This window comes from Mesorhizobium bavaricum (genome assembly GCF_056781655.1).
In genome coordinates this window covers 696,449-719,056 of sequence record NZ_CM165566.1, presented here as the reverse complement: position 1 = coordinate 719,056, position 22,608 = coordinate 696,449, and the positions used below count along the sequence as shown (strand labels likewise).

Genomic DNA, 22,608 nt, shown 5'->3' with positions numbered 1-22,608 from the left:
ACTGTGAAAGCAAGACCGGACACTGCGATCGTGCTCGCCGCCGGGCTTGGCAAGCGCATGCGGCCGATCACCGACACCATTCCCAAGCCGCTGGTCAAGATCGCCGGCAGGACGTTGCTCGACTGGGGCCTCGACAGCCTGGCCGCCGCCGGTGTCGGCAAGGCCGTAGTCAACGTCCATTATTTTCCCGAACAGATCATTGCCCATGTCGCCGCGCGCGACGCGCCACGGATCATCATTTCCGACGAGAGCGAAAAACTGCTCGATTCCGCCGGTGGCATCGTCAAGGCGTTGCCGGAGCTGGGCGGGCGGCCCTTCTACATCCTCAACGCCGACACCTTCTGGATCGACCAGGGTCCCCTCAATCTCGGCCGCCTTGCCCTTGCGTGGGACGCGGCGAAAATGGATATTCTGCTGATGCTGGCGGATCTCCATCAGGCGACCGGACACTGCGGCAGCACCGATTTCCTGGTGGCGCCGGACGGCGCCCTGCGGCGGTCGAAGGGCGATCCGGCGGGCCTGATCTATGCCGGGGCGGCGATCGTCCATCCGCGCCTGTTCGAGAATGCACCGGCCGGGCCGCACTCGATCAATGCCTATTTCGACACGGCCATAGCCGCCGGCCGCCTGTTCGGCATGCCGATGCATGGCCATTGGATCACCGTCGGCACGCCCGATGCCATTCCGCTCGCGGAAGCGGTGGTCGCCGACGCGTTAACCGAGTCGCAATGAGCGGCTCGAGCCGCGTTTTCTCAATTCCCTCCGGAGCGCCGTTTCTGCCGACGCTTGCCGAGGCGCTGCTTGCCGGCCGTCTCGTTCCGGGGTTTCGGTTCGATGGCGACCCGCTCGCTCTGGCCGATGTCACCATCTATGTGCCGACGCGCCGTGCCGCGCGCGCCTTGCGGGGTGTCTTCGTCGACAGCCTCGCGGCACGTGGCGGCGGCGGTTCGGCGATCCTGCCGGTCATCCGGCCACTGGGCGAATTCGACGAGGATGAAGCCGCATTCGAGACCGAGGCGTCGGCGGCAATCGACCTTGCTCCGCCGATCGCGGCAACCGAACGCCTGTTGTTGCTGGCGCCACTGGTGCGCGCCTGGAAGCGCCAGTTGCCGGCGCATGTCGCGGCACTCTTCGCCGAGGAGATCGTCATCCCGGCCTCTACCGCCGACGCGATCTGGCTGGCGCGCGATCTCGCCCGGCTGATGGATGAAATCGAGACCGAAGGCACGGACTGGGCCAAGCTTACCGATTTGGTGACCGGCAACCTCGCCGGATGGTGGCAGGTGACGCTCGAATTCCTCGGCATCGTCACCGACGCCTGGCCGAAATTCCTTGCGGAGCGCGATCGCTCCAACCCGGCCGCGCATCGCAGCGCCCTGATCCGCGCCGAGGCCGCGCGGCTGCAACGCAGTCCGCCCGCCAGGCCGGTCATTGCTGCCGGGTCCACAGGCTCGATACCCGCCACGGCCGAACTGCTTGCCGCGATCGCCCGCTTGCCCGGCGGCGCCATCGTGCTGCCCGGTCTCGACCGGACGCTGGACGAAGCGTCCTTCCAGGCAATCGCCGCGCCCGGCGCACGTCCGGCCGTGCTCGGCCACCCGCAATACGGTCTCGCCAGGCTGATCGGCAAGATCGGCGTGTTGCGCGGCGATGTCGAGGAGATCGGCGCGGCCGAGCCTCAACTGGCGCTTCGTGCCGCCCTCGTCGGCGAAGCCCTGCGGCCGGCTGAAACCACAGAGCTATGGGCCGAAACACGCGCCGGATTCTCAGTGCCCGATATCGCCGGAGCCTTCGCCGGCGTGACCCTGCTCGAAGCGGCCAGCGAACGCGATGAAGCCGTGGCCATCGCCGTCGCGCTCAGGCGCGCGATCGAAGAGCCGGGTCAGAGGGCGGCTCTGGTCACCGGCGATCGTGCGCTCGCGCGGCGCGTTTCGGTCGAGCTCAAGCGCTTCGGCGTCGTCGCCGACGATTCCGGTGGCACGCCGCTCGCCAACACCCCGGCGGCCAGCCTGATCAGGCTGGCGCTCGAGGCGGTGTTCCGCCCAGGCGATCCGGTTGGCCTGCTGTCGCTGCTCAAGCATCCGCTGCTCGGCCTCGGCCTGGAACGCGCTGATGTGCGCCATGCGGCGGAGCTGGTCGAACTGGTGGCGCTGCGCGGCGGCACCGGCCGCCCCGATATCGTTTCGCTGCCGGAACTGTTCGAAACCCGCCTCACCGGCCTCGGCAGCGACAGCCGGCGGCCCTTCTGGTTTTCCCGGCTGACCGTGCGCTCCATCGAAGGCGCGAGGAATTTGCTCGAGCGTCTCGCACAGGCGCTGGCACCGCTCGCGGCGTTTCGCGGCCACGCGGACGCCAACCTTGCCGCGCTGGTCAAGGCAAGCGTTGAAGCGCTCGAAGATCTCGGCCGCGCCGCCGATGGCGGCCTTGGCGCGCTCTATGCGGGTGACGCCGGCGAAAAGCTTGCCGAATTGCTGCGTGGGCTGGTCGCGGCGTCTGCACCGCTGTCCTTCATCGCAGACGAGTGGCCCGACGTGCTGGCGGCGCTGATCGCGCCTGAAACGGTCAAGCCTGCACAAGGCACCGACAGGAACATCGCCATCTGGGGCGCCCTGGAAGCGCGCTTGCAGGATGTCGAAACGCTGGTCATCGGCGGGCTCAACGAGGGCGTATGGCCGCGCAAGCCCGAGAGCGACCGCTTCATGTCGCGGCTGATGAAGACCGGCATCGATCTCGAACCGCCCGAACGGCGCATCGGCCTTGCCGCGCACGACTTCCAGATGGCGATCGGCGCGAAGAAGGTGGTGCTGGCCCGCTCGGCGCGTGCCGGCGACGCACCGGCCGTGCCGTCGCGCTGGCTGCAGCGCCTGCTCACCTTCATCGGCAACGACCAGGCGGCGGAGCTGCGCCGACGCGGCGACGAGCTGCTCGCCTGGGCACGCGCGCTCGATACCGGCCCGAAGCGGGATTTCGCGCCACGGCCGCAGCCGAAGCCGCCTTTGTCGGTGCGCCCAAGCCATTTCTCGGTCACCGAGATCGAGACCCTGCGCCGTGATCCCTACGCCGTCTATGCACGAAAAATCCTCGGCCTGATGCCACTCGATCCCGTCATCCGCGACCCCGGCGCTGCCGAGCGCGGCACGCTGTTTCACGCCATCCTGCACCTGTTCTCGGCGCGCGTCGCCGATCCGCGCGCACCCGACGCGCTCGCCGGCCTCATCGCGGCCGGCCGCGCCTGTTTTGCCGAAGCAGCACTTCCGGCCGATGTCGAGGCCGTGTGGTGGCCGCGTTTCGAAAAACTCGCCGCCAACATCATCGAGTGGGAGCGCACGCGCGCTGACGCAGTGATGCGGCGTCATGCCGAGGAGCGCGCCGGCAAGACCGTCGTCGGCCAGTCCGGGGTGACACTGTCCGGTTACGCCGACCGGGTCGACCTGTTGGCCGGCGGCATGGCCGACATACTCGACTACAAGACAGGCTCTTCGCCGTCCAAGGCGCAGGCGCACACGCTGCTTGCGCCGCAACTGGCGTTGGAAGGCGCGCTGCTCAGGCGCGGCGCCTTCAAGGATCTGGGCGTGCGCGAACCCTCGCAACTGGCCTTCGTGCGGCTGAAGCCGAATGGCGAAGTGTTCGAGGAATCCATCCTCGAACACAACCGCCAGCCGAAGACCGCGACCGATCTTGCCGAAGACGCCTGGGCGAGGCTGGAAAAGCTTCTGATCCACTATGCCGACCCGGCGACCGGCTATCTGTCGCGCGCGCTGCCATTTCGTGAAGGCGAGACCGATGGCGACTACGACCATCTCGCCCGCGTGCTCGAATGGTCGGCCGGCGGCGACGCCGGTGACGAGGGAGGGGAGGCGTGAAGAAAGCCTATCCCATCCCCAGCGACACCGCGAGCAGCCAGGCCCGCGCCGCCGACCCCGGGAATTCCGCATGGGTGTCGGCCAATGCCGGCTCCGGCAAGACCCATGTGCTGGCCCAGCGCGTCATCCGGCTGCTGCTGCGCGGCACCGATCCGTCGAAGATCCTGTGCCTGACCTATACGCGTGCCGCCGCCGCCAACATGTCGAACCGGGTCTTTTCGACACTGTCGGAGTGGACGACGCTGGGTGATACGGATCTGGCGTCGAAGGTCGAGGCGCTGGAAGGGCGTCGGCCCGATCTTGGGACCATGCGCCGGGCGCGGCGGCTGTTCGCCGAGGCGCTGGAAACGCCCGGCGGGCTGAAGATCCAGACCATCCACGCCTTCTGCGAATCGGTGCTCCACCAATTCCCGCTGGAGGCCAACATCCCCGCCCATTTCGAGATGCTCGATCCGCCGATGGAAGCGTCGCTGTTTGCCGCCGCACGCCGCGATATGATTTCCGGCACGGCCGCCGGCGACATGGATCTGGCCGAGGCCTTTGCCACCATTCTCGATCGTGGCGGTGAAGCCGGGCTCGACGCCTTGCTGGGCGAGATCGTGCGCAAGCGCGACGGCTTGCGCAATTTCATCGACACGATCGGGCGCGACGGCACGCGTTTCCAGGCGCTGTTCGATGAATTCCACTTCCGCCCCGGCCAGACAGCCGAAGGCATAGCGGCATCAATCTGGCCGTTGCCGGGCTTCCTGCCCGACTATTTTGCCGGCTTTGCCCAAGCCGCGGATGCCACCGACGCCAGGGCAGTGCTGAACAACATCCTGCCCTATGCGCGTCTGGCTTTCGCCGAAAGCGACCCGGTTCGCCGTCTGCAACTGCTTGCGAGGGCCTTCCTCAAGACCGATGGCGATGCCTACGATCCGGCCAAGGCGTTCAAGAAGGCGCTGGTCGACCGGTTGCCGGATCTGGCGGAGCGCTACCTTTCGACTGCCAAGGCCATCGTCGAAAGCGTCGACAGGCTGGCCCTGTTCCGGATGCTGGAAGGCACACGCGCCGCGCTGACCATCGCCGACTGGCTGATCGCCCGCTACGAGGTGTTGAAGCGCAGCCGCGGCTTTCTCGACTTCAACGACCTGATCACCCGCACGGTCAATCTTCTGGCGCGCCCCGATGCCGGCCCCTGGGTGCAATACAAGCTCGACCAGGGCATCGACCACATCCTGCTCGATGAGGCGCAGGACACCAGCCCCGATCAATGGGAGGTGGTGAAGCGGCTGGCGGAAGAATTCTTTGCCGGCTTCGGCGCCCGCGACAGGGTCCATCGCACGGTCTTTGCCGTCGGTGACGAGAAGCAGTCGATCTATTCCTTTCAGGGTGCCGCCCCAGACTCCTTCGCCGACAGCCGGCTGTTGTTTGCGGGACGGGTGCGCAACGCCGAGGCATCCTTCGCCGACCTCAAGCTGACCTGGTCGTTTCGCTCGACCGACGACGTTCTGACCGCGGTTGACCGCGTCTTCGCCGATCCCATCGTGCGGCGCGGCATCAGCCATGATCCCGATCCGCTGCGTCACCAGGCGATTCGCACCGACGCGCCGGGCTATGTCGAGGTCTGGCCATCGGTTGGTGCCGACGTCCTCGACGAGCCCGACGACTGGACCCAGGCCATCGACCATGCCCATGCGCCGGCGGTGCGCGTTGCCGAGAATGTCGCGGCCACCATTGCCGGCTGGATCGGCAATGGTGAGATCATCGAGGGCCGCGGCAAGCGGCTGCGGCCGGGCGACGTGTTGGTGCTGGTGCGCAAGCGCGACCGCTTCGTCCACGCGTTGACCCGGGCGCTCAAACGCCGCGACATTCCGGTCGCCGGCGCCGACCGGCTGAGCCTGCCCGGCCACATCGCGGTCAAGGACCTGATCGCACTCGGCCATCTCCTCATCCAGCCGCAGGACGATCTGTCGCTCGCCGCTGTCCTGCGCAGCCCGATCTTCGATCTGCCGGAGGAGACGCTTTTCGCGCTCGCCGCGGAGAGGCCGTCCGGCCTTTCATTGATTGCGTCTCTGCGCGCCCGCGCCGGCGAAAGCGAGGATTTGGCGGCGATTGTCGCCCAGCTCGACATCTGGACGAACGAATCCGCCTTCAAGCCGGTGTTCGAGTTCTATGCCGGCCTGCTGGCGCGCGATGGCGTGCGCCGGAAGATGATCGCGCGGCTCGGGCCTGAAGCCGGCGATATTCTCGACGAGTTCCTGAGTTTCTGCCTTGCCGAGGAACGAACCGGCCTGCCAGGGCTGGAAGCCTTCCTGTCGACGCTCGAAAACGCCGGCCCCGAGATCAAGCGCGAGATGGACCAGACCCGCGACGAGGTCCGCGTCATGACCGTGCATGCGGCCAAGGGCCTGGAAGCGCCGGTCGTGTTCCTGGTCGATGGCGGCTCCGCCCCGTTCAGCGACCAGCATCTGCCAAGGCTGATGCCGTTCGACGGTTCGGGCACATACTGGGACGGCAAGGGCTATCTCTGGCGCTCGGCCAGCGATGTCGCCAACGGCTTTTCGAAGGCAGCGGCGGTGCGGGCACGGGAACTCGCCGACGACGAATACCGCCGTCTGCTCTACGTCGGCATGACCCGGGCCGAGGACCGGCTGGTCGTCTGCGGCTATCACGGCAAGCGGGCGCCGAACGCCGGCACCTGGCATTCAATCGTCAGCCGCGCGCTGATTGGCGCTCCCGAGAGCGAGGAGCGGCCGCATCCCGCCGGCGGCGACCCCGTGCATCGTTTTCACGTCACCAAGCTGCCGCCCGTCGCTTCGGTCTCCGGCGAGCAGGCACGGCAGGCGCACACTTTCGGGCCTTTGCCGGCGACCCTGTTCCGGCCCTTGCCGCCTTTCGAGGATTTGCCGCGTCCGCTGTCGCCATCCGGCGCTTCGGCGCTCATCGACGAAGGCAAGGAAGCGGTGGTCGACAAGGCTTCGCCGGTATTGGACGCCGATGCCGAGCCGGGCTTTGCCGTGCTGCGTGGGCTCGCCCTGCACAAACTGCTGCAGATGCTGCCCGGCATTGCCGAGGACGAACGCGAGGGCGCCGCGGAACGGTATCTCGCCCGAACGGGTGCAGACTGGCCCGCGTCAGAGCGTAAAAAGGCCTTTGCGTCGGTCACCCTCATCCTCGCCGATCCGCGCTTCGGTCGGCTGTTCGCGACATCGTCGCGTGCCGAGGTCGCCATCATGGGCAGCCTGGAGGTCAAGGGCAAAAAGCGCTCGATTTCCGGCAAGATCGACCGGTTGGCGGTGACGCCGGACGCGGTTTCGATCGTCGACTACAAGACCAACCGGCCGGCGCCCGGCTCTCTGGCCGAGGTCCCGCCGGCCTATGTCCTGCAGCTCGCGCTCTATCGCGCCCTGCTGCAGCCGCTTTATCCCGGGCGCGCGGTCCAGGCGGCCCTGCTGTTCACCGAAGCACCGCGGCTGATCGAACTGCCGGCCAACACCATGGATGACGCCCTTGCTCGACTCACAGGAGCGTGACACAACACCTGCTTGAAGAAGGGCGCGATCACCACCACATTTGGTGCGACGAAAACTTTCGAAAGGATTTTCCGCATGACCACCGTGAAGGTCGACAAGAGCAATTTCCAGGCCGATGTGCTTAACGCCAGCGTACCGGTCGTCGTCGATTTCTGGGCGGAATGGTGCGGTCCCTGCAAGATGATCGCTCCGGCGCTCGAAGACATCGCCACCGAACTCGGCGCCAAGGTGAAGATCGCCAAGCTGAACATTGACGAGAATCCCGAACTTGCCGCGCAGTTCGGCGTGCGCTCGATCCCGACGCTGATGATCTTCAAGGGCGGCGAAGTGGCCGACATGAAGGTCGGCGCAGCACCCAAGACCGCGCTGTCGCACTGGATCTATGGCAGCCTCGCCTGATCCTTCTGAAATTCCTGATATCAAGCCCGGCCCCGCGCCGGGCTTTTTGTTGGCGTCATCGGTGAGCCGCTCTGGCCCTCACATCGGCGCACTCCATGTCTTCTGTTGGCAGCAGAAGCAGGGAGAAACGCTATGACCGGATCCGCCAAGGCCACCGTCTTCATCGACAATGAGCGTGTCATCGTCACCGAGTACCGCTTCGCGCCCGGCGACAACACCGGCTGGCATCGCCATGGTCATGACTATGTCGTCGTGCCGCTGATGGACGGCAAGGTGAAGCTTTTGACCAAGGACGGTGAATCCTTTGCCGAGATGAAGAAGGGCGCGCCCTATTTCCGCAAGGAAGGCGTCGAACACGACGTCATCAACGCCAATGAGGGCGAATACGCCTTCATCGAGATCGAGTTGAAGTAACCCGCGAAAGCCATCAGGTGCGATTACCAGTCGGCGATACGATCGCCGCCGGCGAACTGCGCGCTTTTTCCGGTATACTCGAACAGCTCGATCTTCACGCCGTTGGGGTCGCGAATCCAGGCCTGGTAGGTATCATCGCAGGCCAGTTTCTTTGCCGTGACGTCGACGCTCTTCGACCTGATGTGGGCGATCGCTGCGTCGATGTTCTCCACTTCAAGGCAGAAGTGGTTGATCTGGTTCAAGTCGCTGTAACTTGCCCCGTCCTTGTGGAACACCTCGACATGGCTGCGACCGCCACAATCGAGGTAGAACCCGAAAACCTTGCCGTCGCGCAGGAAATTGAACTGGGTGTCCATGCCGAGGACGTCACGGTAGAAGCTTCGCGTCGCCTCCAGATCATTCGCGAAGATGCAGACGTGAGCGACCTGCCTGACCTTGATCATGACTGCTCCTTGCGGTGATCGCCGAACGCCGACCTCAGGTCGGGGGCGTGCCATTCTCGGCCAGGACGGCGCCGGCCAGATAAAGCGAACCACCGATCAGGATGCGCGGCGGCGGGCCATCCCAGGTGTCGCGCAGCAGCATCAGCGCGCTGGCGACGGAACTCACCGGTTCGGCCGTCAGTCCGGCTTCCGTCGCGCGGATCGCCAGTTCGTCGTTCGGTACGCCGGCCTCGCTGAGGCTCACCGGCACCGTGTAGACATGCCGGGCGAGTCCCTTGAAAGCGCGGAAATAGCCGCTCTGGTCCTTGGTGTTGATCATGCCCGAGATGAGGAAGAGCGGACGTGGGTTCTTTTCTTCCTGCTCGGCCATCGCCTCGGCGATGACAACGCCGGCGCCCGGATTGTGGCCGCCGTCGAGCCAGATGTCGGCTCCCTTCGGCGCAAGTTCGGCCAGCCGGCCCTGCGCCAGCTTCTGCATCCGGCCGGGCCAGGCGACATTGATCATCGCCTTCTCGGCGGCGCGATGGCTGATCTCGAAGCCGGCTGCCTTGACCGCGGCGATCGCCGCCGCCGCGTTGGCGAACTGGTGGCGTCCGGGCAGCCGTGGCGGCGGCAGGTCCATCAGGCCGTCTTCGTCCTGATAGACCATGCGGCCGTTCTCCTCGAAGGCGAGGAAATCCTGGCCGTAGACGAAGGCCGGACACTCAAGCCGCTCGGCAGTCTCGATCAGCACCTGCAGCGCCGTCTCGCTTTCCTGCGCGCCGATGACCACCGGGCAGCCGCGCTTGATGATGCCGGCCTTTTCGGCGGCGATCAGTTCGACTCGGTCGCCGAGATAGGCTTCGTGGTCGAGCGACACCGGCATGATCACCGATACGGCCGGTTCCTTGACGACATTGGTGGCGTCGAAACGGCCGCCAAGCCCGACCTCGATGATGGCCACATCGGCCGGATACTCGGAAAACAGCAGGAAGGTGACGGCGGTGAGGATCTCGAAAACGGTGATCGTCTCGCCTTCATTGGCCCTCGCGACGCGGGCGATGGCATCGGCGAACACCCTGTCGTCGACCAGCCTGCCGCCGCCATCGGCGGCCAGCCGGTAGCGCTCATGCCAGTTGACCAGGTGCGGCGAGGTGTGGACGTGGACGCGGTAGTCCGCCGCTTCGAGCAGTGCGCGCGAAAACGCGGCACACGAGCCCTTGCCGTTGGTGCCTGCGATGTGGATGACCGGCGGCAGCCGGTCCTGCGGGTTATCAAGCCGCTCCAGCAGCCGCGAGATGCGGTCGAGCGAAAGGTCGAAACCCTTCGGGTGAAGCGCCATCAGGGCTTCGATTTCGCGGTCGGCAGCAAGCGTCGTCATAATGGGAATCCTAGCGCATGACCCCGAAAATCGGAATCGATTTTCGGAAAGGATCATGTGCAATCAAGAAGCTACAGCGCGCGACGGATCGCGCGCAATCGCGGTTCGCGGCGAAGAATGTCGCGTCAGGCCTGTGGACGTGCCTCCGCCGGAATTGTTGCCGGCGGCAGGATTTCCGGCTCCAGCGGCTTTTGCTCCTCCGGCATCTTGAGCAGCATCTTCAGGAGCCGTGCGATGGTCTGGCGCATCTCCAGGCGCGACACCACCATGTCGACCATGCCGTGTTCCATCAGGTACTCGGAGCGCTGGAAGCCGTCGGGCAGTTTTTCCCGGATGGTCTGTTCGATGACGCGTGGTCCGGCAAAGCCGATCAGCGCGCCGGGCTCGGCGATGTGCACGTCGCCCAGCATGGCATAGGAAGCGGTGACGCCGCCGGTGGTCGGATTGGTCAAAACGACGATGTAGGGCAGGCCGGCTTCCTTCAGCCGGTCGACGCCGACCGTGGTGCGCGGCAGCTGCATCAGCGACAGGATGCCTTCCTGCATGCGGGCACCGCCGGAGGCGGCGAACAGGATCAGCGGCCGCTTGCGCTGCAAAGCGACTTCGAAGCCGTGCACGATGGCGTCACCGGCGGCCATGCCGAGCGAACCGCCCATGAAGGCGAAGTCCTGCACCGTCACCACCACCGGCAGGCCTTCGACGGTTCCCAACGCATTGATGATCGCGTCTTCGAGGCCGGTCTTGGCCTTGGCGTCCTTCAGCCGGTCGACATAGCGCTTCTCGTCGCGGAACTTCAGCGGATCCTGCATGACCTTGGGGTTGTCCAGGGTCTCGTACTTGCCGTCGTCGAAGAAAAACCTCAGCCGCTCCTTGGCAGAGATCTTCATGTGATGGCCGGAGGAGGGGATGACGAACTGGTTGGATTCCAGATCCTTGTGGAACACCATCTCGCCGGTCTCCGGATCCTTGATCCAGAGATTTTCGGGCATGTCGGTGCGCCGGCCGAGCATCGAATTGATCTTCGGGCGAACGTAGTTGGTGATCCAGTTCATCGCTTCGGCTCCTGTCCTGACGAAGAGTCCCGGTTTTGGGATAACGGCATGCACAAAACCAGAGGTAGGAAAACTATTCGGCGGCAGCAAGGCGGGCCGAACGCACGCCTTGGGCAAGGCCGCTGACCAGCGTGGCGACGGCCTCGGCCGGATCGGCGGTCTTTTCGCCCTTCGGTCCCAGCACATTGGCCACCGCATTGACGATCGCGGTGCCGACGACGACGCCGTCGGCATTGGCGCCGATCACCCGCGCCTGCTCGGCGGTCTTGACGCCGAAACCGACGCAAACGGGCAGGTCGGTATGGCCCTTGATGCGCTTGACCGCCGCCGCCACCTTGCCGGTGTCGGCCAGCGCAGAGCCGGTGATGCCAGTCATCGACACATAGTAGACAAACCCCGACGTGTTCTGCAGCACCTTGGGCAGGCGCTTGTCGTCGGTCGTCGGCGTCGCCAGCCGGATGAAGTTGATGCCGGCCTTGAGCGCCGGAATGCACAGCTCCTCGTCCATTTCCGGTGGCAGGTCGACGACGATCAGCCCATCGATGCCGCTGGCGATCGCGTCCTTGAGGAAGCGGTCGACGCCATAGATGTAGATCGGGTTGTAATAACCCATCAGCACGATCGGCGTTTCATTGTCACCGGCGCGGAATTCCGACGCCATCTTCAGCGTCTTGACCAGCGTCTGGCCGCCTTTCAGCGCCCTCAGGCCCGCCGCCTGGATCGCCGGGCCGTCGGCCATCGGATCGGAGAACGGCATGCCGAGTTCGATGATGTCGGCGCCTGCCCCGGGCAGCGCCTTCATGATCGACAGCGATGTGTCGTAGTCGGGGTCGCCGCCCATGAAATAGGTGACGAGTGCCGGGCGGCCCTCGGTCTTCAGCTTCGCCATGCGGCGGTCGATGCGCGTGGTCATGATCAGATCTCCATGCCCAGCATGCTGGCCACCGTGTGCACGTCCTTGTCGCCACGGCCGGACAGGTTGACGATGACGATCTGGTCCTTGTCCATGGCCGGTACGATCTTCACCGCATGCGCGATGGCGTGCGCCGATTCCAGCGCCGGGATGATGCCTTCGACGCGCGTCGTCAGCTTGAAGGCCTCCAGCGCCTCGTCGTCGAGGATCGGCACATATTCGACGCGGCCGGAATCGCGCAGCCAGGAATGTTCCGGGCCGACGCCTGGGTAGTCCAGCCCGGCCGAGATCGAATGGCCGTCCATGATCTGGCCGTCGGAATTCTGCAAGAGATAGGTGCGGTTGCCGTGCAGCACGCCAGGCGCGCCGGCGTTCATCGAGGCGCAATGCTCGATGCCGTCGAGGCCGCGGCCACCCGCCTCGATGCCGATGATGCGCACCTCCTTGTCGTCGAGGAAGGGATGGAACAGGCCAATGGCGTTCGAGCCACCGCCGACACAGGCAATGATGGTGTCCGGCAGCCGGCCTTCCTGTTCGAGGATCTGCGCGCGCGCCTCGGTGCCGATCACCGACTGGAAGTCACGCACCAGTTCCGGATAGGGATGCGGGCCGGCGGCGGTGCCGATCAGGTAATAAGTGTCCTCGACATTGGTCACCCAGTCGCGCAGCGCCTCGTTCATGGCGTCCTTCAGCGTGCCGTGGCCGGCGGTTACCGGCCGCACTTCGGCGCCGAGCAGCTTCATTCGAAAGACGTTGGGGCTTTGGCGGGCGACGTCGGTGGCGCCCATATAGACGACGCAGGGAAAGCCGAAGCGGGCGGCAACCGTGGCCGACGCCACGCCATGCTGGCCGGCACCCGTCTCGGCGATGATGCGCTTCTTGCCCATGCGCTTGGCCAGCAGGATCTGGCCGAGGCAGTTGTTGATCTTGTGCGAGCCGGTGTGGTTCAGGTCCTCGCGCTTGAAGTAGACTTTGGCGCCGCCCCCGAGGCCCTTCGCCGAGGAAACCTCGCGAAGATGTTTGGTGAGGCCTTCCGCGAAATAGAGCTTCGACGGCCGCCCGGCATAGTGGGTCGAGAGGTCGGTGAGTTCAGCCCTGAAATCCGGATCGTTTTTGACCTCGTTCCAGTGCCGTTCCAGGTCGAGGATCAGCGGCATCAGCGTTTCGGCAACGAAACGACCGCCGAAGATGCCGAACATGCCCTGTTCGTCGGGTCCGGTGCGGAAAGAATTGGGTGTCGCCGGCTTGTCCATCGCCGATCTCCTGGTCTCGATGTGGGAGCATGTCCTTGTCGGAAAACCGGTTCCCACTTTTCCGGGACATGCTCTGGTTTGAGCCGGTCAGGCGGCGCGGTTATCGCGCGCTGCCCTGACGGCCCGGAAAAATTGTTCGATCAGCGCCGGATCCTTGACGCCCGGCGCGCTTTCCACGCCTGAGGAAATGTCTATTCCGGGCGGGTTGGCAAGCCGAAGGGCATCGCCGATGTTGGCGGCGTTGAGCCCACCGGAAAGCATGTAATCGACGCCTGCGTCAAGGCCGGCGAGGATGTGCCAGTCGAAGGCGACGCCATTGCCGCCCGGCAGCTCAGAGCCCTTTGGTGGCTTGGCGTCGAAGAGGAAGTGGTCGGCAATGCCGATAAACGGCTTTACCCTCTCCAGGTCGGCAGCCTCGCTGACCGAGACCGCCTTCATGACCGGCAGGTTGTAGCGGGCCTTCAACTCGGCCACCCGGTCAGGCGTTTCCGAGCCGTGCAATTGCAACAGATCAGGCTGCATCGCCGCCACGATCTCGTCCAGGAACGCATCGCTGGCATCCACGGTGACGGCGACCGCTTTTGCCTTGCCCTGCGCCGCCTCGCGCAAGCGGCCAGCCTCGGCGGGTTCGACATAGCGTGGGCTTTTGGCAAAGAAAATAAAGCCGACATGGCTGGCGCCGCCGGTCAGCGCCGCGGCCAGTGCCCCGTCGGTCTTCAAGCCGCAGATCTTGATGTCGAGCGCCATGGCGCGGGAATTGGCACGAAAAGCGAAAAGAGTCGAGAAAAAGCATGCTGTTTGCCGGCGCGGCCAAAGGCGCTACCTATTGATGGACGGGATACAAGGCGGGAGCAAGATCATGGCCGACAGAACCGTTGCCGAACTCAGGCAAAAGATCGCGCAGGCGCGCGAGGTCATCACCCATCTGATGGACAAGGCCGCCTTCAACGGCGCCGAAGCGCATCGCGCGCTCGATTATTTCGGCGGCGATGAATTCGACAGCAACTTCCTGCCGTGGCCGCATCATGGCGATGCGGGGCTGCGACCAGAGGAGCTCAACGCGGCGAATGACGACTGACCGTCGTCCGAAACTACTCGAACACAATCGCCTGCAGCGCGCCGCCATTACGCTTCAGCCATGCCTTGCAGCGCTCGGTGTCGGGGCAAAGCTGCTCGCACAATTTCCAGAATTTCGGACCGTGGTTCATCTCCTTGAGATGCGCCACCTCATGCGCGACGAGGTAATTGATCACCGGCGACGGCGCCATCATGATGCGCCAGGAAAACGACAGGTTGCCGTCGGAGGTGCAGGAGCCCCAGCGGCTCGACGTGTCCTTGAAGCGGATCGCCTTGGCGCGCTTGCCCAAAGACTGCGTGTGTTTCACCACCAGCTTCTCGATCTCGCGCTTGGCCTCGCGCTTGAGGAAATCGGCGATGCGGCGCGGCAGGTGCACGCGGTCGCCATGCACGATCAAGAGCGGACCGCGCTCGTCGCGCGACACGGTGACGGTGCCGCGTTTCGAGGGCTCATGGACGATGCGATGCGGCACGCCGCGCACCGGAATCTTGATGCCGGGCCGCACCTGCGGCCGGCTGGGCACCTTGGCCAGCCGCTGTTCCAGCCACTCCTGATGGCGGTCGAGGAACTTTTCCACCTCGCCCCGGCGCAGGCCCGGCGGCACGGTGATACGCAGGCCACGCCCACCGGAATCGATGCGCAGCGTCAGCCGCCTTGCGCGGTCGTTCTGGACGATCTTGAGCGGCAATGAGCGGCCGGCAACGACGTGCTCGCGCTCTTCGACAGGCGCGGGCTTGGGCTTTGTCAGATTGCGGAAGAAGCCGAAAGACATGGCCGGACGATACGCGATTCGAGGAAAACGAATAGAACAAAAAAGAAACGGCGCCGCTTGCGCGACGCCGTTTTTTCACGATGTGGCCTGTCGCCGGGCCTCAGTCGTCAAGCAGGTTCGAGCCCTTGCCACGCTTCGTGGTTGTCGTGCCGGTGCTCGGATCGGTCTTCGCCGGCGCCGTCGACTTGTTGCGGTTGGCCATGAAGCGGTCGAACTCGTCCTGGTCCTTGGCACGGCGCAATTCGCGAGCGTATTCGTCGAACTGGGTCAGCATCTCGTCAAGCTTGCGGCGCTCTTCGTTCAGGCGCTCAAGTTCCTTTTCGCGCCAGTCGTCGAAAGCGACGTTGCCGGTGCGGGCGGAACCATTGCCCCAGCGTGCGGCCTTGTCGGAACCGCGGCGGCAGCCGGCGAAGATGCCGTCGGTCGCGCGGTTGACGTCACGCTTGAAACCATCGAGGCGGTCGCCCCAGATGATGTAGGCAAGCATGGCGAAGCCGAGTGGCCAGAACACCATGAAACCGATCACCATCAACGCGATGGTTGCCGGCGTCCACGCCGGACGGATCAATGCAGATGTGTTCATTTTCTCCCATTCCTTCGGTTGGAGACAGCCAAACCCGGCTGCGTGGAATCGAAATGGGATGGAGAAAACGGCGATTCAAGACAACGTCCGCCGAAACCGGACAAGCACCTGAAATAATTATCGCTTTTTGAGCGTATCGAGGAAAAGCACGACCAGGCAGGAAGAACAGTGGCAATGCCGCCGGCGGTCCATGGTTTGGAGCATCGGCAGGGAAGCCATGCCTTCAAAAATCCAGCGGCGCGTTGTCGACGACCTCCTTCATGACGAAGAACGTCCTCGTCTGGCGAACGCCGGGCAATGCGATCAACTGATCCCCGTGGATCCGGTTGAAATCCGCCATGTCACCGACCCTGATCTTCAGAAAATAATCGAAGTCGCCTGCCACCAGGTGGCAATCAAGAATGAATTTCAGTTTCGCGACGGCCTTCTCGAACTCCGCGAAACTCTCCGGCGTGGAGCGGTCGAGGACGACGCCAACCATCACCAGTGCGCCTCTGTCGACTTTCTGCGGCGTCACCACTGCCCTGACATGGCTGATGTAGCCTTCATCGAACAAGCGTTGCATGCGGCGGTGGCAGGTCGCCGGGCTGACAACAACCGACTGCGCCAGCTCCGCATTGGTCAACCGCCCATTGTCCTGGAGCAGGCGCAACATTTTGAGGTCGATCCGGTCGAGCGACGCCTTCATGAAAGCTTCTTCCGTTATCGAGGCATTTTATCGAAGTAATATAACATTCTGGCGTCAAAAAATCAGATTTCAGGCATTTTCTGCCCAGTCTTAGAGAGCACCTTTCAAGTGAAAAATGATAGTGTTTCCAGCATCAAAATCACAATCAGAGGAGGATCTCTCATGTTGGAGAAGTTCGAACGCTATCCGCTCACATTTGGACCGACCCATATCGAGAAACTGGGTCGGCTCAGCGCTCATCTCGGCGGGAAGGTCGATCTCTACGCCAAGCGGGAAGATTGCAATTCCGGCCTCGCCTTCGGCGGCAACAAGCTGCGCAAGCTCGAATACATCGTTCCCGACGCGATCGCCTCAAACGCCGATACGCTGGTTTCGATCGGCGGCGTTCAATCCAACCATACGCGCATGGTGGCAGCCGTCGCAGCGAAGATCGGCATGAAATGCCGCCTCGTGCAGGAAAGCTGGGTGCCCCACGAGGACGCCGTCTATGATCGCGTCGGCAACATCCTTTTGAGCCGGATCATGGGCGCCGATGTCCAGATGGTCGATGAGGGCTTCGACATCGGAATCAGGGAAAGCTGGGAACAGGCGATCGCGGATGTGAAGGCCAAAGGCGGCAAACCTTATCCGATTCCGGCCGGGGCTTCGGTACATAAATATGGCGGCCTGGGCTACGTTGGCTTCGCCGAAGAGGTGCGCGCCCAGGAAAAGGAACTCGGCGTTGCCTTCGACTACATCGTCGTCTGTACCGTCACCGGCTCTACTCATGCCGGCATGGTGGTCGGCTTCGCCAAGGACGGCCGCGAACGCAAGGTGATTGGCATCGACGCATCGGGCACCCCGACGCAGACCAAGGCGCAAGTGCTTGAGATCGTGAGGAACACCGCAGCTTTGGTCCAACTCGACAAGGAACTCAATGCGGACGACGTCGTGCTCATCGAGGACTATGCCTACCCAGCCTATGGTGTCCCCTCGCAGGAGACGAAGGACGCAATCCGCCTCTGCGCGCGCCTTGAAGGCATGATCACCGATCCGGTCTACGAGGGAAAATCCATGCAGGGCATGATCGATCTCGTGAACAAAGGCTATTTTCCTGCCGGATCCAAGGTGCTCTACGCCCACCTCGGCGGCGCTCCGGCCATCAATGGGTATGCTTATGCATTCCGTAACGGCTGAGTGCATTCAGATGCGGCGCGGCTGCGCGGAATCGGGGCGGGGGAACGGCGATTCAGGATAATGTCCGCCAAATGCGGACAAGCGGCTGAAATGATTGTCGCAGTTTGAACTCTTCGAGGAAGAGCACGACCATGCCGGCGACCAGGCCCCAGAACGCGGCGCCGACGCCGAACAGCGTCAGCCCCGAAGCAGTGACGGCGAAGGTGACCGTGGCGGCCATGCGGTGACCTTCGTCCTTGAGCGCGATCGACAAGGCGTTGGCAAGCGGCGCCATCAGCGCGAGACCCGCCACCAGTACGATCAGGCTCTGCGGCAGGACGGCGAAGATCGCCACCAGCGAAGCACCGAAGATGGCAAAGACAAGATAGGCGAGCGCATAGAACGGGCCGGTCTTCCAGCGCTCGGCGGGGTCGGGGTGGACGTCCGGCCCGGTGCAGATGGCCGCCGAAATCGCCGCCAAATTGGTGGTCGATCCGCCAAACGGAGCCGACAGCAGCGAAAACAGGCCGGTGACGCCAATCAGCGGACCGGGCTCCGGGTGATAGCCGGCGGCGCGCAGCACGGCGAGGCCGGACAGGTTTTGGGAAGCCATGGTGACAAGATAGAGCGGCAGCGCCAGGCCGATGATCGCCGCGGCACTGAACTGTGGTGCGATCAGCGTGAGCGTCGACAGTTCCGGCGTCGGCAAGCCACCGACGCGGCCGGTCAGGAAAGCGGCGAGGCCGCCGCCGACCAGCACCACCAGCACCGACACCGACGGATTGAACAAGCGAATGACAAAGAAGGCCGCGATCAACGGCAGAATCAGCCAGGGATCGGCAGGGATGGCCTTGACCGCGTTGATGGCGAAGCTGACGAGGATGCCGGCCAGCATGCCCGATGCCACCGACGGCGGTATCCTGGCGATCAGCCGCGTCAGCGGTCCGAACAGGCCGGTGGCGATCAACAGGATGCCGGTGACGATGAAGGCGCCAACTGCCTCGCCCATCGAGAAGCCGCTCGACGCGGCGATCAGCGCCAGCCCCGGTGTCGACCAGGCTGTGATGACCGGCATCTTCGTGCGCCAGGACAGCCACAGGCATTCGATCGCCATCGCCAGGCAGATGGCCGTCACCCAGCTCGCCGTCTCGATCTGCGTCGCGCCGACCGCCTTGGCGGCGGCGATGACGATGGCCAGTGTGCCGCCAAAGCCGACGATTGCCGCGACAAAGGCGGATATCGGAATGGAAATGCGCATCAGTTTCCCCTCTGCGCCATGGCGCCGACGGCCCGCACCAGCATGTCGAGATCCTGGGGGCGCGACAGGCGATGGTCGCCGTCGGGGATCAGCGACAAGGTCACGTCGTCGGCCGGCAGCAGGCTGACCAGCTTCAGCGCGTGGCTTGCCGGCACGTCCGCATCGGCCAGTCCCTGCAAGATGTGCACCAGGCAATGCGTGTCGATCGGACCTGTCATCACCCGGTTGTTGCGTCCATCTTCGATCAGCGCTCGCGTGTAGATGTAAGGCTCGGTGGAATAGTCGGACGGCTCCGCGAAGAAACCCTTTTCGGCGAGGTCGCGCTTCTGCGCCTCGGTCAACACCGGTTCGACCAGCTCGGCGGTGAAGTCCGGCGCTGGCGCCAGCAGCACAAGGCCGGCGACGTTTGCGTCGCCCGCCTTGCGCAATTCCTGCACCATGCGCAACGCGATCCAGGCGCCCATCGAGGAGCCGACCAGGATCTGTCTGCCCGTGGTGAAATGCCGGAACACGGCAAGGCTCTGCGCAAGCCATGTCGAAATCGTGCCATCGGCAAAGGCGCCGCCGGATTCGCCATGGCCGGAATAGTCATGGCGCAGGAAGGCGCGGCCTTCTCTAGCGGCCCAGTCCGACAGCGTCTGCGCCTTCGTGCCCAGCATGTCCGACTTGTAGCCGCCGAGCCAGACGATGCCGGGCGCGGCACCTGTCGTATGGCGCACCGCGATGCTCGATCCGTCGACGTCCAGAAAGACAGGGGGCGTGTCAGTCATGGGTTTTTCCTCATGCCGGTCTTTTTGGCACAGGGCGTCTTGTGGCACAGCCAGAGGCGTGGCGAAAAGTGCTGGCGATCTTTCTTTGTTTGGTGCAGGCCAGCGATCAGGGTGATTTCTTGTCAATGCTGTGCTATTGACTTCGCCCGCGCGCTTACCACATTGGCGCGTCCACGCATCAAGACTGACAAACCCCGAACGAAACGGCCAAGGAGACCACGACCATTCGCAGACCTTTCAAAGCAGCGGCGCCGACCAAGGATGGCCCGCGCTCCAACCGTGATATCCGGGTTCCCCGGGTCCAGCTTATCGACGCCGAAGGCCAGAACCGCGGCGATGTTTCCATCAACGACGCATTGCTGCTCGCCGAAGAGGCTGGGCTCGATCTCGTCGAGATATCGCCCAATGCGGTGCCCCCCGTCGTAAAGATCCTCGATCTCGGCAAGTTGAAATACGCCAACCAGAAGAAGGCGGCCGAGGCGCGCAAGAACCAGAAGGTCATCGAGATCAAGGAGATCAAGATGCGCCCGAACATCGACAGCCATGACTACGAGACCAAAATGAAGGCGGTTCGCCGCTTCTTCGAGGAAGGCGACAAGGTCAAGCTGACATTGCGTTTCCGTGGCCGCGAGATGGCGCATATGGAACTCGGCATGCAGCTTCTGAACAAGGTCCGCGAGGAAGTGGCGACCATTGCCAAGGTCGAAGCGGAACCGAAGCTCGAAGGCCGCCAGATGATGATGGTGCTGGCGCCGCGCTAGATCACGATGACGTCAGGTCCGTCATCGCGCTCTAAATCCGCCTGAATTGTGCTACAGGGCGTCCCGGCGATCGGCGGGACGCCTGTTTCTTGGCCAAGCTGCGATCGCCGGCTAAGCTCTTCGACGATCGGATTCCTCCCTTGGACAAAGAACTCAAATACGGGCTGGGTCACTACCAGCGCACGCGCAGGATAGTGCTTGCCGTGCTCGTAGTGGTGCTGTTTGCAGCGCTGCTGTTCGGGCAATCGACCTTCCCGCCCGACACGCCGATGCATGAGTCGATCGAGATGTTCGGCGTGCTGCTGATTTTCCTGGGTATCTGCGGGCGCCTTTGGGCGACGCTTTACATAGGCGGGCGAAAATCTTCCGAGGTGGTGACAGGCGGACCCTACTCGATCACCCGCAACCCGCTCTATGTCTTCTCGACCGTGGCGGCGGCCGGGGTCGGCGCACAGATCGGCTCACTTTCCGGCATAGTTCTCTTCGCTGCCCTGTGCGCGGGCGCCTTCCACATCGTGATCCTGCGCGAGGAGAAATTCCTCAAGGAAGCGCTTGGTGCTCCATATCAGGCCTATCTGCAGCGGGTGCCGCGCTTCTTCCCGAAATTGTCGCTCTACCAGGAGGGCGACACAGGCAGCTTCAAGCCGCGCCTGTTGTTGACCACGCTGCTCGACGGCCTCGTGTTCCTCGTCGCGCTACCGGCCTTCGAGCTGATCGACGGCGCCCAGCAGTCGGGCATTTTGCCGGTATTGTTTACGCTCCCCTGATCGGGGACGGAGCCTTCGCATTCCGGGCGCATGACCCCGAAAATCGCGATCGATTTTCGGAAAGGATCATGCGCATAAATCAAAGTGCCGCTGCGTCCTATGTTCGTCGAGTGGTGGCCTGGCGAAGCCGGGACGGAGAGGTTTTCGTGGCGCGCTAGCATTCGCTGTCAAAGGGTGCCTGACAGGCTTCGTGTCGCGGACCGTCTCGCGCCCTTTTCTTGCAGGCACTCCTGGCTTCGCGGCTGTCGTCCCCCTCTCCATCCCGGCTTTGCCGGGGCACCTCTTCCCCGCTTTGCGGGGTGAGGAACCCAGACCCTGCAACCGTTCAGCCCCTTTTGCCGGTCAGCGTCATGTCGAAGTCGACGATGTTGGAATAGATCGGCGTGCCGACATCCATGCCGTAGCGTGACCTGAGCACCTTGCCGGTGACATGGAATTTTATCGTGCCGGCCTTGAGGCCGCCAAGCTCGGCGGTGAACTTTTCCGGAAACGTCTTGCCGCGCGCCGTCAGCCGCCCGCTGACGAGGGCCGTGGTGTCGCTGGTGCGGGTCACACTGGTCGAGCGAAACTGGATTTCAGGGCTGTTGGCGGTGTCGAACACGGCATCGGAGCGCAGGAAGGCATCAATGCGACTCTGGCCGGTGCCGACGCTTTCGGGAAAGATGGTGAAGTTGACCTGCGAGCGGGCGACGTCGCTGTTGTCGATGCGGATCGAGCCCTTGAAGCGGGCGAAGGCGCCATTGAGGCCGCCGCCACCGACCTTGCCGATGGAAAAGCGGATGCTGGAGCTGGCCGGGCTGATCGCGTAGCTGCCGGCGGCATCGCCAAGCGCTATTGCCGCTGAAACCGGCATGGCAAGGCAAACGGCGACCGCCGCAAATCCGAGGATGCGCGTGTACATGGGGGTGTTCCTTGTTGGAGGCAGCGCATTTCCTGCGCGCCCTTCACCTCAATGAACGAATGACCCGGCCGCTCTATTCCATGTCGGGATCTGACGAAGGCGTGATCATGCGCGTGAGCACATCATCCCTGAGCTGGAAATGATGACGCAGCGCTGCCGCGACATGCAACACGACCAGGGCGATACCCGCATAGGCAAGATACCAGTGCGCTGACGCCCAGAAACTTTCGGCCGCATCCGATTCGGCCAGCGGCAGGTTCGGCATGACGAAAAGATTGAACGGCATCGAGGGGATCTCCAGCATCGACACCGACACCAGCGCCCAGCCGGACAAAGGCAGGGCGAGCTGAAACGCGTAGAGCGCAAGGTGGGCGAGCGGCGCGGCCCGGCGCTCCAAGGTTCCGACCGAGCGCGGCAGCGCCGGCGCCGCATTGCCGAGCCGCCAGGCGACGCGCAGGACCACCAGCCCAAGCAGCAGAAAGCCGAAGGACTTGTGCAACTGGATCAGTTCGAAGGCGGTGCGCTGGCTGGTGAGCCGCACCATGATAAAGCCGAGCCCGAACTGGCCGACGAAGATCAGCGCAATCAGCCAGTGAAGAATGATCGAGCCCCAGCCGTAGCGGGTCGTGCTGTTGGTGATTGTTGCCTGCATGTGAGGTGAAC

At 64.0% G+C, this 22,608-nt stretch carries 22 protein-coding genes; 9 read left to right on the top strand and 13 right to left on the bottom strand.

Annotation, left to right across the window (positions count from 1 at the left end):
- Positions 1–3 precede the first annotated feature (3 nt).
- From AC1RZR_RS03410 to AC1RZR_RS03390, 5 genes are all read left to right on the top strand, one after another.
- Entirely contained in the window at positions 4–732 is a 729-nt protein-coding gene (locus AC1RZR_RS03410; RefSeq protein WP_481827643.1) for a nucleotidyltransferase family protein, read from the top strand.
- Positions 729–3,863 carry a double-strand break repair protein AddB gene (gene addB, locus AC1RZR_RS03405; protein ID WP_481827642.1) on the top strand — a complete coding sequence of 1,045 codons (3,135 nt, stop codon included), beginning with the start codon at positions 729–731 and terminating at the stop codon, positions 3,861–3,863. The genes AC1RZR_RS03410 and addB overlap by 4 nt, the downstream gene beginning before the upstream one ends.
- Positions 3,860–7,378 (top strand): double-strand break repair helicase AddA, encoded by a 3,519-nt coding sequence (gene addA / locus AC1RZR_RS03400; RefSeq protein ID WP_481827641.1) that lies wholly within the window; start codon positions 3,860–3,862, stop codon positions 7,376–7,378. Before addB ends, addA begins: the two co-directional genes overlap by 4 nt.
- Positions 7,379–7,453: 75 nt before the next feature.
- The gene (gene trxA / locus AC1RZR_RS03395; protein WP_481827640.1) at positions 7,454–7,777 is read left to right on the top strand and encodes a thioredoxin; all 324 of its coding nucleotides are present in this window, start codon (positions 7,454–7,456) and stop codon (positions 7,775–7,777) included.
- 132 nt (positions 7,778–7,909) lie between these two features.
- Complete coding sequence (locus tag AC1RZR_RS03390; protein ID WP_095083181.1) at positions 7,910–8,191, top strand: cupin domain-containing protein; 282 nt, start codon at positions 7,910–7,912, stop codon at positions 8,189–8,191.
- A 23-nt stretch (positions 8,192–8,214) separates the two neighbouring features.
- Here the strand turns inward: AC1RZR_RS03390 and AC1RZR_RS03385 are convergent, their stop codons facing one another.
- From AC1RZR_RS03385 to AC1RZR_RS03360, 6 genes are all read right to left on the bottom strand, one after another.
- A complete protein-coding gene (locus tag AC1RZR_RS03385) occupies positions 8,215–8,634 on the bottom strand; it encodes a VOC family protein (RefSeq protein WP_481827639.1) in 420 nt (139 codons plus the stop codon).
- 34 nt (positions 8,635–8,668) lie between these two features.
- Positions 8,669–9,994 (bottom strand): bifunctional folylpolyglutamate synthase/dihydrofolate synthase, encoded by a 1,326-nt coding sequence (locus AC1RZR_RS03380; RefSeq protein WP_481827638.1) that lies wholly within the window; start codon positions 9,992–9,994, stop codon positions 8,669–8,671.
- Positions 9,995–10,119: 125 nt separating this feature from the next.
- Positions 10,120–11,046: an acetyl-CoA carboxylase, carboxyltransferase subunit beta gene (gene accD / locus AC1RZR_RS03375; RefSeq protein WP_477268082.1), complete on the bottom strand. Its 927-nt coding sequence runs from the start codon at positions 11,044–11,046 to the stop codon at positions 10,120–10,122.
- A 73-nt stretch (positions 11,047–11,119) separates the two neighbouring features.
- A complete protein-coding gene (gene trpA, locus AC1RZR_RS03370; protein ID WP_477268080.1) occupies positions 11,120–11,959 on the bottom strand; it encodes a tryptophan synthase subunit alpha in 840 nt (279 codons plus the stop codon).
- 2 nt (positions 11,960–11,961) lie between these two features.
- A complete protein-coding gene (gene trpB / locus AC1RZR_RS03365) occupies positions 11,962–13,212 on the bottom strand; it encodes a tryptophan synthase subunit beta (protein WP_481827637.1) in 1,251 nt (416 codons plus the stop codon).
- A gap of 87 nt (positions 13,213–13,299) precedes the next feature.
- Positions 13,300–13,959 (bottom strand): phosphoribosylanthranilate isomerase, encoded by a 660-nt coding sequence (locus AC1RZR_RS03360; protein ID WP_481827636.1) that lies wholly within the window; start codon positions 13,957–13,959, stop codon positions 13,300–13,302.
- Positions 13,960–14,071: 112 nt separating this feature from the next.
- Here AC1RZR_RS03360 and AC1RZR_RS03355 point away from each other — a divergent pair, with 112 nt between their 5' ends.
- Positions 14,072–14,290 (top strand): hypothetical protein, encoded by a 219-nt coding sequence (locus tag AC1RZR_RS03355; RefSeq protein WP_481827635.1) that lies wholly within the window; start codon positions 14,072–14,074, stop codon positions 14,288–14,290.
- Between the two features lie 13 nt (positions 14,291–14,303).
- On the opposite strand, the gene AC1RZR_RS03350 is transcribed toward AC1RZR_RS03355, so the two are convergent.
- From AC1RZR_RS03350 to AC1RZR_RS03340, 3 genes are all read right to left on the bottom strand, one after another.
- Positions 14,304–15,062 carry a M48 family metallopeptidase gene (locus AC1RZR_RS03350; RefSeq protein ID WP_477268072.1) on the bottom strand — a complete coding sequence of 253 codons (759 nt, stop codon included), beginning with the start codon at positions 15,060–15,062 and terminating at the stop codon, positions 14,304–14,306.
- Between the two features lie 100 nt (positions 15,063–15,162).
- Positions 15,163–15,645: a DUF2852 domain-containing protein gene (locus tag AC1RZR_RS03345; RefSeq protein WP_481827634.1), complete on the bottom strand. Its 483-nt coding sequence runs from the start codon at positions 15,643–15,645 to the stop codon at positions 15,163–15,165.
- Positions 15,646–15,868: 223 nt separating this feature from the next.
- A complete protein-coding gene (locus AC1RZR_RS03340; RefSeq protein ID WP_481827633.1) occupies positions 15,869–16,333 on the bottom strand; it encodes an Lrp/AsnC family transcriptional regulator in 465 nt (154 codons plus the stop codon).
- Between the two features lie 162 nt (positions 16,334–16,495).
- Here AC1RZR_RS03340 and AC1RZR_RS03335 point away from each other — a divergent pair, with 162 nt between their 5' ends.
- Positions 16,496–17,509, top strand: coding sequence for a 1-aminocyclopropane-1-carboxylate deaminase (locus AC1RZR_RS03335; RefSeq protein WP_481827632.1), 1,014 nt, complete (start codon positions 16,496–16,498; stop codon positions 17,507–17,509).
- Positions 17,510–17,561: 52 nt separating this feature from the next.
- Here the strand turns inward: AC1RZR_RS03335 and AC1RZR_RS03330 are convergent, their stop codons facing one another.
- Together AC1RZR_RS03330 and AC1RZR_RS03325 are read right to left on the bottom strand one after the other, a co-directional pair.
- Positions 17,562–18,746, bottom strand: coding sequence for a benzoate/H(+) symporter BenE family transporter (locus tag AC1RZR_RS03330; RefSeq protein ID WP_481827631.1), 1,185 nt, complete (start codon positions 18,744–18,746; stop codon positions 17,562–17,564).
- On the bottom strand, positions 18,746–19,516 hold the full coding sequence (locus tag AC1RZR_RS03325) for an alpha/beta hydrolase (RefSeq protein WP_481827630.1): 771 nt from the start codon (positions 19,514–19,516) through the stop codon (positions 18,746–18,748). The genes AC1RZR_RS03330 and AC1RZR_RS03325 overlap by 1 nt, the downstream gene beginning before the upstream one ends.
- A gap of 224 nt (positions 19,517–19,740) precedes the next feature.
- Here AC1RZR_RS03325 and infC point away from each other — a divergent pair, with 224 nt between their 5' ends.
- Together infC and AC1RZR_RS03315 are read left to right on the top strand one after the other, a co-directional pair.
- Complete coding sequence (gene infC, locus AC1RZR_RS03320; RefSeq protein WP_010912915.1) at positions 19,741–20,277, top strand: translation initiation factor IF-3; 537 nt, start codon at positions 19,741–19,743, stop codon at positions 20,275–20,277.
- A 140-nt stretch (positions 20,278–20,417) separates the two neighbouring features.
- Positions 20,418–21,044, top strand: coding sequence for a methyltransferase family protein (locus tag AC1RZR_RS03315; RefSeq protein ID WP_481827629.1), 627 nt, complete (start codon positions 20,418–20,420; stop codon positions 21,042–21,044).
- Between the two features lie 325 nt (positions 21,045–21,369).
- On the opposite strand, the gene AC1RZR_RS03310 is transcribed toward AC1RZR_RS03315, so the two are convergent.
- A complete protein-coding gene (locus tag AC1RZR_RS03310; protein WP_477268058.1) occupies positions 21,370–21,945 on the bottom strand; it encodes a YceI family protein in 576 nt (191 codons plus the stop codon).
- Between the two features lie 73 nt (positions 21,946–22,018).
- The gene (locus AC1RZR_RS03305) at positions 22,019–22,597 is read right to left on the bottom strand and encodes a cytochrome b (protein ID WP_477268056.1); all 579 of its coding nucleotides are present in this window, start codon (positions 22,595–22,597) and stop codon (positions 22,019–22,021) included.
- Positions 22,598–22,608 lie beyond the last annotated feature (11 nt).

Bases quoted from the DNA above. Each gene is read 5' to 3' on its own strand.
- addB (WP_481827642.1), top strand. From the start codon at position 729: ATGAGCGGCTCGAGCCGCGTTTTCTCAATTCCCTCCGGAGCGCCGTTT.
- trxA (WP_481827640.1), top strand. From the start codon at position 7,454: ATGACCACCGTGAAGGTCGACAAGAGCAATTTCCAGGCCGATGTGCTT.
- AC1RZR_RS03390 (WP_095083181.1), top strand. From the start codon at position 7,910: ATGACCGGATCCGCCAAGGCCACCGTCTTCATCGACAATGAGCGTGTC.
- AC1RZR_RS03385 (WP_481827639.1), bottom strand. From the start codon at position 8,634: ATGATCAAGGTCAGGCAGGTCGCTCACGTCTGCATCTTCGCGAATGAT.
- AC1RZR_RS03380 (WP_481827638.1), bottom strand. From the start codon at position 9,994: ATGACGACGCTTGCTGCCGACCGCGAAATCGAAGCCCTGATGGCGCTT.
- accD (WP_477268082.1), bottom strand. From the start codon at position 11,046: ATGAACTGGATCACCAACTACGTTCGCCCGAAGATCAATTCGATGCTC.
- trpA (WP_477268080.1), bottom strand. From the start codon at position 11,959: ATGACCACGCGCATCGACCGCCGCATGGCGAAGCTGAAGACCGAGGGC.
- trpB (WP_481827637.1), bottom strand. From the start codon at position 13,212: ATGGACAAGCCGGCGACACCCAATTCTTTCCGCACCGGACCCGACGAA.
- AC1RZR_RS03360 (WP_481827636.1), bottom strand. From the start codon at position 13,959: ATGGCGCTCGACATCAAGATCTGCGGCTTGAAGACCGACGGGGCACTG.
- AC1RZR_RS03355 (WP_481827635.1), top strand. From the start codon at position 14,072: ATGGCCGACAGAACCGTTGCCGAACTCAGGCAAAAGATCGCGCAGGCG.
- AC1RZR_RS03350 (WP_477268072.1), bottom strand. From the start codon at position 15,062: ATGTCTTTCGGCTTCTTCCGCAATCTGACAAAGCCCAAGCCCGCGCCT.
- AC1RZR_RS03345 (WP_481827634.1), bottom strand. From the start codon at position 15,645: ATGAACACATCTGCATTGATCCGTCCGGCGTGGACGCCGGCAACCATC.
- AC1RZR_RS03340 (WP_481827633.1), bottom strand. From the start codon at position 16,333: ATGAAGGCGTCGCTCGACCGGATCGACCTCAAAATGTTGCGCCTGCTC.
- AC1RZR_RS03335 (WP_481827632.1), top strand. From the start codon at position 16,496: ATGTTGGAGAAGTTCGAACGCTATCCGCTCACATTTGGACCGACCCAT.
- AC1RZR_RS03330 (WP_481827631.1), bottom strand. From the start codon at position 18,746: ATGCGCATTTCCATTCCGATATCCGCCTTTGTCGCGGCAATCGTCGGC.
- AC1RZR_RS03325 (WP_481827630.1), bottom strand. From the start codon at position 19,516: ATGACTGACACGCCCCCTGTCTTTCTGGACGTCGACGGATCGAGCATC.
- AC1RZR_RS03310 (WP_477268058.1), bottom strand. From the start codon at position 21,945: ATGTACACGCGCATCCTCGGATTTGCGGCGGTCGCCGTTTGCCTTGCC.
- AC1RZR_RS03305 (WP_477268056.1), bottom strand. From the start codon at position 22,597: ATGCAGGCAACAATCACCAACAGCACGACCCGCTACGGCTGGGGCTCG.